Origin of the sequence: Paenibacillus sp. JNUCC-31 (assembly GCF_014844075.1) — a bacterium.
Lineage (GTDB): Bacteria > Bacillota > Bacilli > Paenibacillales > Paenibacillaceae > Paenibacillus.
Genome location: NZ_CP062165.1, coordinates 431,562 through 444,394, shown reverse-complemented (window position 1 = coordinate 444,394; position 12,833 = coordinate 431,562). Strand labels below are relative to the sequence as shown.

Sequence of the window (12,833 nt, the reverse complement as noted above, 5' to 3'; positions counted from 1 at the left end):
GCAGGTAAGCCATTTGATGATGACAGTGTTTATAGAGGTTTATCTTGTTGTTAGCTTAATATGTTCGAAGTCGCAGAAGACCCGCATTTTGTCATATACATCCTGACTTACCGCATGTCCGTCCGCATCCATAGCAGACCATAGGGCACCGACGACTGGCTCAGTGGCCAAAGTGACGATGGTAGCCTTCGGAGCGACGGTAGCCACGGTCTGTTCAACCATATTGCGAATCCATCCGCGATCTCCCCTTGTTAGCAGACTCCCTGCCAATACCACGTCAAATCTATCCTCTTCCATTCCAAGCTTATGGATAACCGCAGACGCTGACTTGCCAAGCTCGACACCCTGACGGTTCAGAATTTCCAGAGCAACAGCATCGTCTTCTGCGGCAGCCTCAAACAGCAGTTTGGCTGCATGCACAGGCACATGCTTGCCATGATCCTGGAAGTCATCGAACATATCGCTGACACTGTCATATCCAAGGAAGTTCAGCAGCAGCGGAGTAAGGAGCGTTGTCTGCTCACGGCCGTCCCAAGAACGGATGACGGACCGGAACACCTCAATATTGAGGGAACCGCCGCCGCCAAAATCTCCGTACATATAATTAAAGCCGCCGACCTGTACATGTTGTCCTGCCTGATTGCGGCCTGCGGCGTTGGTGCCTGTGCCACAGATCAGTGCGACCCCGTAAGGTCGGTTCGTGCCTGCGCGCAGGCCGATCATCGTGTCACAGTCAATCGAGTAATTCCGGGTGAATCCGATATCCTGAACCAGAGGATGCAGGATTCGGTAATCTGCCTCCCGATCTGCGCCTGCAAGTCCGAAAAAGGTATGCGAGATTTCATGAATCCGCAATCCTGCCTCGTTCAGAGCGCCTTCTGCAGCTTTACGTATGCTTTGCGCGGCCAATGCATGGTCAATCTGGTGATTACCGTTGCCGCCCACGCCTTTGCCAAGCACATTGCCGCAGTCATCGGTCAGCAGGGCATATGTTTTTGTTCCTCCCCCATCGATTCCCAAGTAGTAAGTCAAAGGTCGTCACTCCTATATATAAGAATAATTTTTTTAATCGGATTTACCTTCTGTTGGTGATCCAGTTGACTCTCGCACGATGAGTTCAGGGTCGATCCGCACATTAGCCCCGCGTTTCATCGTACCGTCCATGCGTTTCAGCAGCATATCCGCAGCGGCAACCCCAATGCGGTCGGCAGGCTGCCGGACCGTTGTCAGATAGGGGTGCAGTTTGGATGAAATATACTGATCGTCATAGCCGACGATAGCTACCTGTTCAGGTACCTTGATGCCTTCTTCCATGAGGGCGTTCACGACCCCAAGCGCGATATGGTCATCGCCAGCGAACACCGCGGAAGGAAGGCGTCCCTCCCGCAGCCAGTGGCGGCAGGTGTCATAACCAAAATCGATTTCGAAATCGCCTGTGATCATATCGAATGGAGCCAGGTCTTGTTCCTTGAGTGCCTGCAGGAAACCGCTGCGGCGCTCTTTCGTACTGCGGAACATGTCGTCTCCGCTTAAGTGCGCGATGGAGGTATGACCGAGATCAAGCAGATGCTTCGTAGCGGCATAACCGCCCTTGTAGTTGTCGATTGTTACAGAGAAAGCATCATTCTCCGGCTTCTGATTGTCGATTAGGACATAAGGAATATTGCGCCGCTTCAGTTCCACGATGTAGTTATCCTCTTCTATAGGCGAGAGCAGAATAAGACCGTCCACCCGGTCCTCCTGGATCAGGTAATGGGTTTCATCGGAGCCAATGCCGGTAGAGACCGAAACGGCAAGAAAATAGCCGTGAAGTGAAAGCACTTCGTTCAACTCCTTAACGACGGCGTCAAAGAAGGAGTCCTGAAGAGTGGTCATGATCAAACCGACGATTCCTGTCTTGCCGCGGGCTAAACTCCGCGCGGCAGCGTTAGGACGGTAATCAAGCTCCTTGATCGCCTCCAGAACCTTTTGCCTATTTTTCTCTCGCACGGATTCGGCACCGTTTAAGACGCGTGAGACTGTCACAACGGACAGCCCTGATTTTTTTGCTACATCAAATATACTAACCTTCATTGTTTATTCTCCTTGCGGCAGATTTTCCGTACTTTACATTGACTTAACACTAGTATACATGTACGGAGCCCTGGCCGCGAAGCTATTTTAAGAGATGCACCGCCCCTTGCGGGACGGCACAACGTATAGCGTTAACGTTTGATAATTTCCATGACCTTTTTCTGAATCGTCGGCATCACTTGTTCAACGGTTTTGTGTCCGGTATCGATCGGCTGCATCTCGTTGATGAACATGTCGTTGATCTGAGAATAGTGGGTGATCAGGTGGTTATAGGATTCAAATCCGTATTTCACAGCGCCTTCGTACACCTTCTTCACATCTGCCGGATCAATGCCATCAAAATGCTTGTAATAGGTTTCGGCAGCCTTCGTATTTACAGGAGGGTTGCCGCCGCTCAGGTCGATGGATTTTTCCTGCACCTCGTCGCTGACCAGATATTTGATCCATTCAAAGGCTTCCTTCGGATGTTTGGAGCCCTTCAGAATCAAGAGCGGATCGACGAACAGCACACTGCGGACCTTGTCATTGCCGCCGGCAGGCACGGCAGCTACACCAACCTTGAATGGGAAGTCATTCGAGCCGGCAAGGCTCCAGGAGCCGCTGACGGTCATACCCACTTTGCCGGTTACGAATGCATCGCCGTTTTGTCCCGCTACGCTCTTGCTCCATTCTGTTGTCGGGGACACTTTATCTTTTAAGATCAGGTTAAACAGCTTGTTATAGGCTGCGATGACTTCCGGCGAATCGAAATGAGTCTCGGATGGTACGCCGCCGTTGGTCCAGGTATCCGGGGAGTACGGTTCAGCTCCAAAATAGAGCGGGCGCATATCGCGCTCGGACCATGTGAAGTCAACGCCATATTGGGTTTTGGCAATATCGCTGGACACATGCGTCATTTGCCTGGCGTCTTCGATCATTTTGTCAAACGTCCAGCTCTTGTCCTCGTAGTCGCTTGGAGGATAAGGAACGTTGGCAGCATCGAACATATCTTTGTTGTAGAGCATCAGAGTGACATACATATTGACCGGAATACCGTAGACATGATCTTTGACGGTATAGATTTTCATAAGGTCATCCGGGATGTTATAGTCGGATGCTTTAAATCCATCTTCCTGAATAATGTCGTTCATGTCGAGCAGCATGTCTTTGTTGTAATACTCCGCAAAACCGCCGTAGCCATAATGGCTTGTGACGTCAGGAGATTTGCCGCCGGCAATTAGCGTTTGGAGCTTACTGTCGAACTGCTCGTAAGGAGCTTTTTCTACTTTCACCTTAATGTTCGGATGTTTGGCTTCAAAGTCCGGAATCAGTTTTTCAATAAACGTGCGGTCCTCGGAATCAATGGTATAGTGCGTTATGGTTACTTGCTCGCCTGAGGAGCTGGATTTAGCGCTATCGCCGTTGTTACCGGGCGCTACATCTCCCGCTGATTTGCCACCGCTGCAGCCGGACAGTGCCAAAACAACGAGCATGCTGGTCGCAAGCAAAAGTGCAAAAGTCTTTTTGTTCCTTATCCTTTTCATGAACTACGTCCCCCATATATTCAAGTTTTTTTGCCGCCCCTACGGCGGGGTCTTTACTTGATGCCTGTAAGAACAATTCCTTCCACAAACCGCTTCTGGGCTATCGCAAACAGGGCCACGATTGGCAGCATGGCGAGCACGGAGGCAACCATAAGCAGATGCCATGGCGGAATTCGAAAACGCGAAGATGTAAAGGAAGACATACCGACCGGAAGTGTGAACTTATCCGATGAGCTTAAATAGAGAACAGGTGTCAAAAGGTCGTTCCAGCTGTAGATGAAGGCAAAGATTGCAACCGTAGCAAGCGCCGGACCAGACAGAGGCAAAGCGATTTGCCGCCACATACGGAACTCGCTGCAGCCATCGATGCGTCCGGCGTCAAACAGCTCATCCGGCAGTGTGGAAAAGAACTGGCGCAGCAAAAAGATGTTGTATGCCGAACCGAAAAACGCAGGGACGATCAGCGGCAGAAAGGTATCGATCCAGTTCAGCTTGGAAAAAAGAATGAACTGTGGAATCATAATCGCCGGATAGGGAAGCATCATCGTACTGAGCATGAGCATGAACCACAGGTTGCTGCCCTTGCCCCGGTATCTGGCGAAGCCATAGCCAGCAAGGGCTGACGAAAGCAGGGTGCCGACAACGGTCAAAATGCCGATAAAAAGACTGTTCATATACATTTGACTGAAATTCAGCGTGTCGAAAATTTCTCTGTAGTTGCTCCACTGCCAAGTTTCCGGCAGAAAGGACGGAGGAAACTTTAACAGTTCCTTCTTCGATTTCAGTGAGGTCGAGACCATGAAAAACAAAGGCAGGAGCATGAGAAAGGTGGTGACCAGCAGGGCAATGAAACTGGCAATGCTGACCGCATCGATTTTGCGCCGGCGTTTATTCACAGAAGGTGAAGCCTCTGGGCCGGCAGTCGGAATTGTACTCATTTACGTCCGCCCCCTTCATAGTGAACATAGCGGTTCGAGAGTTTAATAATGATTGCCGTAAACGCCATAACGACGATCAGCAGCACCCACGCGAGTGCGGATGAGTATCCTGCCCTGTATTCCTTGAAGGCACTGGTGTACAGGTTGTAAACGTAGAACCAGGTCGAGTAGTTTGGACCGCCTTGGGTCATTACGTACGCCTGAGTGAATACCTGGAAGGAATCGATGACGCCCATAATCAGCTGGAACAAAAGTACCGGTGAAATCATGGGCAGCGTTACGTTCAGGAAAATCCGGAAGCGTCCCGCTCCGTCAAGCTTGGCGGCTTCCACAAGACTGGCAGGAACGCCCTGAAGTCCTGCAAGGAATAGAATCATGCCTGAACCCACCGTCCAGAAGGACATAATCATCAAAGCGTAAAGTGCATAATCGGGACTCATGAGCCAAGATGGGCCGCTAATGCCGAACCAGGACAGCACGTAATTGAACAGACCGATCGATGGGTTGAAAATCCAGTACCACAGCAGGGACATCGCCACACCGGATACCATGCTCGGAAAATACATGGCGGTTCGAAAAAATCCGCGGAACGGTATTTTTGTATTGAGCAGGAGAGCAAATCCGAGTGCCAGCAGCAGTTGGATCGGTACACTGATAAATGTATAGCGCACCGTTACGACAACTGATTTCCAAAACAGGTCATTGTGAAACATTTCGTTGTAATTCGCGAGTCCGACATATTTCGGCGGGTGGATAATGTCATAGTCCGTGAAGCTGTAATAAAGGGACGACAGAATCGGATACAAGGCAAACACGAGAAAACCGATAAGCCATGGAGAGATGAAGAGGTACAGGTAAAATGTCTGCCGCCGGCTTTCGCGATGGGTCAAGGAAACACCAACCTTTCTATGGGATATAAAATTATAACGCTTTAACTTTCGGAGTGAAGTTTTCCATAGGTATAGGTTTCATATGATGTTAGTTAATCGAAAGTTAAAGTGCTTTAACTTTATTATCCGAACTGATGACATTATCATAGTGGATGATTTCTCAATTATCAACCCTTTTTTTGGAAGGGTGAAAGCGCTATCTTATTTGAGAGTACCGAAGTTCTTTCAGGACGCCTGACAATGGCTGATTCAGAAAGGTTTGCGGTGGATTTTCAAGCTTTCGGAAATTAACGAAATTTCTTTGGAGGAGTTTCGCAAAAGGGATATAAATATGCTAAAGTTTCATCATGAACAAGTTATATGTTCTTTCAGTTGAATTTCCATGCGACTACATAAATGAGCATTGGTGCACAAGGCTATACTAAAATCAGGGGATATCCCTTGGTTACAGAAAAGGAGTTGTGATCACATGCAACAAGAAACGCTGAACAAAGGATGGCATTTTGACAACAGTTATGCGCGTCTGCCGCAAACCTATTTTACAAGGCAGGAAGCTGAACCTGTCGAATCACCGAAGATGATTATCTTCAATACTTTGCTTGCTGCCAGCTTGGGGCTGAATGCTGAGACTCTTAATAGTGATGAAGGGGCAAACATTTTTGCAGGGAACCTGATCCCGAAAGGGGCTGAGCCTCTGGCTCAGGCTTACGCAGGACATCAGTTCGGTAATTTTAATATGCTTGGTGATGGGCGGGCTTTACTGCTGGGTGAACAAATTACGCCACAGGGCGAGCGGGTGGATATCCAGTTGAAAGGTTCAGGGAGAACGCCCTATTCCCGCGCAGGTGATGGACGTGCTGCTGTTGGACCCATGCTGCGTGAATACATTATTAGTGAAGCGATGTATGCACTAGGTGTTCCAACTACACGAAGTCTGGCAGTGGTATCGACGGGAGAAAATATTATACGTGAAACAGAACGGCCTGGTGCAATATTAACGCGCGTTGCTTCCAGTCATTTGCGCGTAGCGACCTTTCAATATGCAGCAAGATGGGGATCCATCGAGGATCTTCGAGCATTGGCTGATTATACGTTGCAGCGTCATTTTCCTGATATCGCTGAAGCGGAGAATCGCTATCTTCTATTGCTTCAGGAAGTGATTAAACGTCAGGCATCTCTCATTGCCAAATGGCAACAAATTGGGTTCATCCATGGTGTGATGAACACGGATAATATGGCTATTAGTGGTGAGACGATTGATTATGGGCCATGTGCGTTCATGGATGCCTACAATCCGGCCACGGTATTTAGCTCCATTGACACGCAAGGACGATACGCCTATGGAAATCAACCGTATATTGGTGGCTGGAATCTGGCGCGATTTGCCGAAACGCTGCTGCCACTTTTGCATGAAGATGAAGAACAGGCTGTGCAGATCGCCCAGGATGCCATTGCACAGTTCTCTGAGCTGTATCATCATGACTGGCTCTCCGGTATGCGTTCCAAATTGGGCTTGTTGAATGAAGAGGCTGAGGATGAATCGCTCATCAGAGATCTTCTTGAACTCATGGAGGAGCATAATGCAGACTACACGAATACTTTCCTGGCATTGACCTTTAATGCGTTGGAGGATACGTCCTGGTTTAAAACTTCAGAGTTTGCTGGATGGAACGAACGGTGGCAGATGAGATTAGGCAGGCAGACGGAAACGAAGGAAGTATCGCATCAATTGATGCGAGATAGCAACCCGGCCGTGATTCCACGGAATCATCGGGTAGAAGAAGCGCTTGAACGAGCGGAGAATTATGGAGACCTTGGTGCGATGGAAAAGCTTCTTGCTGTTCTGGCAAACCCGTACGCGCATTCCCCTGAACAAGCTGAATACGCCGAACTGCCTGCACAATGCGATACTTCGTACCAGACGTTCTGTGGAACCTGATTGAAGAACAGAGATGATGAAGAGGCTGCCGATGGCAGCTTTTTCATATCTTTTTCAAGAAAAATCAATAGTAGATTATTAAATCTACCCTATTCAGGCATTAGCAAGAATGATTGGGACGGTCATTGGAGGCCAGATTTATGAGGGGGGTTATTTGAGGTAGCCCTTTTTGTTATCATGTTAAGAAAAGATTCCAACGGGGTTCTTACTGAATTCAGAGAAATATAGTTCCACTAATAAATGGAATTTTTTACTTTTTGAAGTGGGTGATTTCATGTCCATCCTACGAAGCAAACAAGAAATTGCAGAAATTCTTATACAGTTGCTTGAACCGACGTCCTTCGGCAGAAGACAGATGGAGAACTATGTTAACCGCTTGTTCGAGACCTTTAAATGGGAGGGCGTCCCATATGTAGAGATTGGTAGCGATGCGTACATTGTTCGTATATACGAACGGGGTATCGTCATGTTGGAAAAACGGTTGAAGCAGACAGATGAAGTGATCTACTGGTTGCTGGAGGATATCATTTTTACGGCGGCGCATGTAGAATTGCTGGAACGACATGGTGCTGATAATAAACGGACACATTTGAACTATACGAACGAAGTGAACCAAGAATTGGGTCGAAGTGTTGAGGAGGCTTTTCACCAGATTGGTGATCCATTTTTACACTGGCATCAGACAGGCAAACGTCAGGAGCTTGAGAGGCCGAAACCAAGAAAAGAGAGGTGATTGATGTGAGTGAACAGGATGTCCATGATGTCCATGATGTATGGTATGAATATGCGGTATCTTTTGTTGGGAAAAAGAATGAATCTGCCCAGGGTTGGGCGGCGTTAACACCAAATGAACAGGAAATTGCAGCATTATGGCTGTTAGAGACGGATGCCTTTAACGGTGGCTTTTTGCAGTTTTTTTGCAACTGGGGTGAAGAGGCATACCTTTACGCGTTGCGGGCATTACAAGTCATTGGTGCTGCTCAAGTGTCGGATATAATCAAGTCAGCATATGGCTGCATTGAGCATTTGGAAGAGGATGAACGGCTTACTCAGCTGTGGGATATACCTCAATTTCTAACAACGGAACAGGAGCAGCTGCTGGATGCGTTGGATCAGCAATTTTGGAACAATGAGGATCAGATCCCGCAAAAGGCATATGAATATTATCATGGGAAGTTGAACATGATGTCTTTATAAATTTTGGTACAGGCACTTATCTGTTGTTCTATCCAAAGATTGTATACTTGGCCTTGCAATGATGTTAACGTTCAGCTATACTGGCTATAAATTAAATACATGAATTACGTTGATAGAGCGCAGTAGCGGCTTTGTCCCTGTTACAGAAAGTCAGGGGTTGATGGAACCTGATACATACAAGGGCTGCGAATTACACTCTGGAGTACTTGGGTAATGCCAAGCGGAATGGCAAACGATATTTTGCCGAAAGCGGTATGGACAGCGTGTAAGCTGTTGTCTGTGCAAGTTGGGTGGTACCACGGTTATCATAATCGTCCCTGTGTCTATTGAAGACAAGGCGGCGATTTTTTTGTGTCCAAAAAAAGTCCCACCCTGCTTAACTCTTGATGAATTCGCGTAAATCATGGCCTATTACCAATGCATAGAGAAGGGGTTGTTCGTTTTGAATATTATTGATGAACTGGAATGGCGCGACGCCATTAACCAACAAACAGATGCGGAGGGTCTGCGTGAGCTGACCGAGACTACGTCGGTATCCTTATACTGTGGGGTTGACCCTACCGGTGACAGCATGCATATTGGACATTTGATTCCATTCATGATGCTGAAACGTTTTCAAAACGCCGGCCATCGTCCGGTCATTCTGATTGGTGGCGCAACAGGTACCATTGGTGATCCGAGTGGTCGTCAATCGGAACGTTCACTGCAAACGTTGGAAGAGGTTCAGGCGAATGTGGATGCGCTGACTGCACAAATGAAAAAGCTCTTCATAACGGATGGCGACAATCAGGTTCGCTTGGTCAACAACTACGACTGGACACATAAAATCAATGTAATTGAATTTTTGCGTGACTACGGTAAGAACTTTAATCTGAACACGATGCTGGCCAAAGACGTAGTTGCGAGCAGACTGGAAGACGGCATTTCGTTTACCGAGTTCTCCTACCAGATTCTCCAATCGCTCGATTACCTGCACCTGTTCCAACATGAGAATGTACAGCTGCAAATTGGCGGTTCCGATCAATGGGGTAACATCACAAGCGGCCTAGATCTGATTCGGAAAAAAGAAGGGTCTGAAGCCAAAGCTTTTGGTCTGACGATTCCGCTTATGCTCAAAGCAGACGGTACCAAGTTCGGTAAATCCGCAGGCGGGTCCATCTGGCTTGATCCGAATAAAACGACTCCATTTGAATTCTATCAGTTCTGGGCGAACACGGATGACCGCGATGTCATTAAATACCTGAAATACTTCACGTTCCTGAGCAAAGAAGAAATTGAAGCTTTGGCGGACAAGGTAGCAGCCGAGCCGCACAAGCGTGAAGCACAAAAGGCACTTGCGGAAGAAATGACGAAGTTTGTGCACGGTGATGACATGCTGGAGCAGGCAAAACGCATTACCGCCGCACTGTTCAGCGGAGATATTCGTTCTCTTACTGCGGACGAAATCGAGCAGGGTTTCAAGGAAATGCCAACCTTCGAAACCGATGGTGAAGCGAAAAATATTGTGGACTGGCTCGTGGATCTGGGCTTGGAGCCATCCAAGCGTCAGGCACGTGAGGATGTCACCAAAGGAGCAATCTCCATGAACGGTGAGAAGATTACGGAGCTGGAATTCACGGTCTCTGCAGAGCACGCAATTGGTGGCAGATTCATTATTATCCGCAAAGGCAAGAAAAACTACAGTCTGGTGAAATTGAAGTCGTAATCTGTAGTCATCGGATGAATCTTGGGAGAATTTTGCGAAGAAGTTAATCTTATCTTCCCAAGACACAAAAGAACCGCCTCCATACATGTCAATGACATCATGGAGACGGTTCTTTTTACATTCCATCTGCAAATGGTTTATGGTTTATTGATTTACAATCGCTGTGATCTCTTCATCCAGATCAAGTCTTACATTCTCACGGTAAGCCCGAATGTCGTATTCACTGTGCAGGTAGCGCAGGATTGCTTCGATCATATTGGATTCGACCAGGTATTGACTGCGTCCTTGAATCCAGACTTCAGCGGAATATCCCGTATCTTCTTCCCAGCTCAGTTCCACATTGACATCGGTTGGGCGCACACCCTTGCGTTCAGCCATGTGAATACAGATCGCGTTGACAATTTCATCCATGCTCAGAACCATAGAGATTAGTACCGTCCGTTTCTGTTACGGTCATCATCATCACGATCATTACGGCGGTCATAACGACCATCCGCTGCCGGTTTACGACGATTCGTAATGGCTCTGAACAGGGCCATCGCGAGCATCACGATCAACATAATTGCAGCCACGTTTACGAGCAATCCAAGAATGTTACCCAAAGCTCCCATGCCGCCGAACAATCCGCCGAACATCATACCTGCCAGACCACCCAGCATCATGCCTTTCATAAATCCACCGCCACCGCCGAAGAATCCGCCACGGTTCGTTGCTGCTCCATTGCTGGAGTTGTTATTTGTGTTTGATTTGCTCACGTTGGAATCGGATTTCTTAGGTGTATTGGTGTAACTTTTCGTACCCGATTTGAAACCGCCACCACGTCTAGCATCAGCAGAATCCGGATTTGCGACTCCGACTGTTGCGAACAACAATGTAAAGGCCATGAAAACCATCATGAGATGTTTAATTCCGAATTTGTTCTTCATTGTAAAGATCGTAACCCCCCGATTAATTTGTTTGATTCGCCCAAAAATGGACCTTACTCAGTTAATACGGTCAACTTGCAGGATCGTTTCAAATTTTGTTTAATTTTCTGAAATACTTGGACAAGGGTCCTGAATGGCTGCCTGACCATCGAGAAGCTGGATAACCCAGTTGCACCATTCGAGGCCTGTTTGTGCGTTCATCAACCCTTTTTGTACCAGAATGTAACTTCCGAACTCCCGGCTGCCTACTTTCAAATTATCCTGAGGTATACGGGATTTCAGTCCCTCGAAATAACGGATGCGTTCCATAAACCAGTTCTGTCGTTCATTCAGAATACGTCTCATGCTTCCGTCTTCCGCAATGCCGACACATAAAATACGCAGATTGAACTCGTCACGAGTAACCGGAGCGGTAACGGGAGTGATCATCCATCCCAGCAGTTTTTCAATACCTTTTTCCGTGACTGCATACATTTTTTTGTCCGGTTTGTCAGACTGTTGCACCCAGCGGGAGGCTAAAAGCTCATCGTTTTCCATTTTGGAGAGGAGGGGATAGATCTGACTGTGTTTGGCCTGCCAATGTGGCTGGATTTTCAACATTAGATCATAACCTGATGACTCCTCGCGGGTAAGAAGCCCGAGCAATCCGTAGGAAAGTATGTTCATGCACATGTCTCCTTAATATTAGGGCTGGGTCAGCGAAAACAATACAAAATGGTTCTCATTGACCGCTTTCATAAAAGTGTACACTGAAACTGTATGGTTTGACAACCTGGCAGAACAACTGCCTCAATTTAGACAAAAAAAGAGTGCGGACCCTGAGGTCCGCACCCAAAACCATTTAGAGAGATGTCTGTTGCCCATACCCCTCAGCGACAAGATCAAGTTCACCTGTGTAGGAGTCGATGACCATGCCGTGGACGGGTACATTGGGCGGAAGCAATGGATGTTTCTTGATCACTTCCACAGTATGTTTTACCCCTTCTTCAACGCTGTCAAACCCGCGTAACCACTTTTGCAAACGAATGCCGGAGTTCTCCAGCGTGCTCATGACTTCTGCCGATACTCCCCGTTCAACCATATGTCCGATCATCGTTTCGGCGTGCAGGGAAGCCATGCCGCATTCCGTATGTCCAACAACCAGTACTTCATCGGCACCAAGCTCATAGATCGCGACGAGTACACTACGCATGACTGACCCAAAAGGCTGAGAGATAATCGCGCCAGCGTTTTTAATAATTTTCACATCGCCATTTTTCAGGTTCATGGCCTTGGGCAGCATTTCCACCAAACGCGTATCCATACAAGTAATGATGACCATCTTTTTGGTTGGAAACTTGCCAGCCGTATACTTTTCGTATTCTTTTGTCTCGACAAATGTTTTGTTGTAAGCCAGAATCTCTTGAATGTTGTTCATGTCCATTGCCTCCTGTTATCCAATACGATGAGCACGGCCACTTGCATCAAGTGCAGCTTGTCCTACGCCCTATATTTTTATTCTTTTTTACCACGGTCTGCAACTCGCAATATTTTGCTCTATAGTAGAGTAATACAAATTGCATCTGTTAAAAGTTGATTATACGCATTGCAAAAAGTATCATCAATAGGGTATATAAACTTTTTTTTGGAGAGGTGAACGTTA

Annotated in this window: 13 protein-coding genes and 1 other annotated feature; of the genes, 4 read left to right on the top strand and 9 right to left on the bottom strand. The window is 47.5% G+C overall.

The window, feature by feature from the left end:
* Window positions 1-39: 39 nt before the first annotated feature.
* The 5 genes from JNUCC31_RS01795 to JNUCC31_RS01775 form a co-directional block, all read right to left on the bottom strand.
* On the bottom strand, window positions 40-1,032 hold the full coding sequence (locus tag JNUCC31_RS01795) for an N-acetylglucosamine kinase (RefSeq protein ID WP_192268014.1): 993 nt from the start codon (window positions 1,030-1,032) through the stop codon (window positions 40-42).
* A gap of 33 nt (window positions 1,033-1,065) precedes the next feature.
* Complete coding sequence (locus JNUCC31_RS01790; RefSeq protein ID WP_192268012.1) at window positions 1,066-2,073, bottom strand: LacI family DNA-binding transcriptional regulator; 1,008 nt, start codon at window positions 2,071-2,073, stop codon at window positions 1,066-1,068.
* 131 nt (window positions 2,074-2,204) lie between these two features.
* On the bottom strand, window positions 2,205-3,596 hold the full coding sequence (locus JNUCC31_RS01785; protein ID WP_192268009.1) for an ABC transporter substrate-binding protein: 1,392 nt from the start codon (window positions 3,594-3,596) through the stop codon (window positions 2,205-2,207).
* Window positions 3,597-3,649: 53 nt separating this feature from the next.
* Window positions 3,650-4,534, bottom strand: a complete 885-nt coding sequence (locus JNUCC31_RS01780) for a carbohydrate ABC transporter permease (protein ID WP_192268008.1) — start codon at window positions 4,532-4,534, stop codon at window positions 3,650-3,652.
* Window positions 4,531-5,424 carry a carbohydrate ABC transporter permease gene (locus JNUCC31_RS01775; RefSeq protein ID WP_192268006.1) on the bottom strand — a complete coding sequence of 298 codons (894 nt, stop codon included), beginning with the start codon at window positions 5,422-5,424 and terminating at the stop codon, window positions 4,531-4,533. The genes JNUCC31_RS01780 and JNUCC31_RS01775 overlap by 4 nt, the downstream gene beginning before the upstream one ends.
* A 469-nt stretch (window positions 5,425-5,893) precedes the next feature.
* On the opposite strand from JNUCC31_RS01775, the gene JNUCC31_RS01770 reads away from it, so the two are divergent.
* From JNUCC31_RS01770 to tyrS, 4 genes are all read left to right on the top strand, one after another.
* On the top strand, window positions 5,894-7,363 hold the full coding sequence (locus tag JNUCC31_RS01770; protein ID WP_192268004.1) for a protein adenylyltransferase SelO: 1,470 nt from the start codon (window positions 5,894-5,896) through the stop codon (window positions 7,361-7,363).
* Window positions 7,364-7,637: 274 nt separating this feature from the next.
* Window positions 7,638-8,096: an Imm63 family immunity protein gene (locus JNUCC31_RS01765; protein WP_192268002.1), complete on the top strand. Its 459-nt coding sequence runs from the start codon at window positions 7,638-7,640 to the stop codon at window positions 8,094-8,096.
* Between the two features lie 5 nt (window positions 8,097-8,101).
* On the top strand, window positions 8,102-8,560 hold the full coding sequence (locus JNUCC31_RS01760; RefSeq protein WP_192268000.1) for a DMP19 family protein: 459 nt from the start codon (window positions 8,102-8,104) through the stop codon (window positions 8,558-8,560).
* A 100-nt stretch (window positions 8,561-8,660) separates the two neighbouring features.
* Window positions 8,661-8,882: a binding site (T-box leader), on the top strand.
* Between the two features lie 120 nt (window positions 8,883-9,002).
* Window positions 9,003-10,265, top strand: coding sequence for a tyrosine--tRNA ligase (gene tyrS / locus JNUCC31_RS01755; protein ID WP_192267998.1), 1,263 nt, complete (start codon window positions 9,003-9,005; stop codon window positions 10,263-10,265).
* Between the two features lie 144 nt (window positions 10,266-10,409).
* Here tyrS and JNUCC31_RS01750 read toward each other — a convergent pair whose 3' ends face one another.
* The 4 genes from JNUCC31_RS01750 to JNUCC31_RS01735 form a co-directional block, all read right to left on the bottom strand.
* On the bottom strand, window positions 10,410-10,688 hold the full coding sequence (locus JNUCC31_RS01750) for a YxcD family protein (RefSeq protein WP_024630486.1): 279 nt from the start codon (window positions 10,686-10,688) through the stop codon (window positions 10,410-10,412).
* Between the two features lie 5 nt (window positions 10,689-10,693).
* Complete coding sequence (locus tag JNUCC31_RS01745; RefSeq protein WP_192267996.1) at window positions 10,694-11,191, bottom strand: hypothetical protein; 498 nt, start codon at window positions 11,189-11,191, stop codon at window positions 10,694-10,696.
* A 99-nt stretch (window positions 11,192-11,290) separates the two neighbouring features.
* Window positions 11,291-11,857 (bottom strand): PadR family transcriptional regulator, encoded by a 567-nt coding sequence (locus JNUCC31_RS01740; RefSeq protein ID WP_192267994.1) that lies wholly within the window; start codon window positions 11,855-11,857, stop codon window positions 11,291-11,293.
* A 175-nt stretch (window positions 11,858-12,032) separates the two neighbouring features.
* Window positions 12,033-12,608 (bottom strand): beta-class carbonic anhydrase, encoded by a 576-nt coding sequence (locus tag JNUCC31_RS01735; protein ID WP_192267992.1) that lies wholly within the window; start codon window positions 12,606-12,608, stop codon window positions 12,033-12,035.
* Window positions 12,609-12,833 lie beyond the last annotated feature (225 nt).

Excerpts from the sequence above, each read along its gene's own strand:
- JNUCC31_RS01735 (WP_192267992.1), bottom strand. The coding sequence starts at position 12,608 with ATGAACAACATTCAAGAGATTCTGGCTTACAACAAAACATTTGTCGAG.
- JNUCC31_RS01770 (WP_192268004.1), top strand. The coding sequence starts at position 5,894 with ATGCAACAAGAAACGCTGAACAAAGGATGGCATTTTGACAACAGTTAT.
- JNUCC31_RS01785 (WP_192268009.1), bottom strand. The coding sequence starts at position 3,596 with ATGAAAAGGATAAGGAACAAAAAGACTTTTGCACTTTTGCTTGCGACC.
- JNUCC31_RS01740 (WP_192267994.1), bottom strand. The coding sequence starts at position 11,857 with ATGAACATACTTTCCTACGGATTGCTCGGGCTTCTTACCCGCGAGGAG.
- JNUCC31_RS01765 (WP_192268002.1), top strand. The coding sequence starts at position 7,638 with ATGTCCATCCTACGAAGCAAACAAGAAATTGCAGAAATTCTTATACAG.
- JNUCC31_RS01780 (WP_192268008.1), bottom strand. The coding sequence starts at position 4,534 with ATGAGTACAATTCCGACTGCCGGCCCAGAGGCTTCACCTTCTGTGAAT.
- JNUCC31_RS01790 (WP_192268012.1), bottom strand. The coding sequence starts at position 2,073 with ATGAAGGTTAGTATATTTGATGTAGCAAAAAAATCAGGGCTGTCCGTT.
- JNUCC31_RS01750 (WP_024630486.1), bottom strand. The coding sequence starts at position 10,688 with ATGGTTCTGAGCATGGATGAAATTGTCAACGCGATCTGTATTCACATG.
- JNUCC31_RS01745 (WP_192267996.1), bottom strand. The coding sequence starts at position 11,191 with ATGAAGAACAAATTCGGAATTAAACATCTCATGATGGTTTTCATGGCC.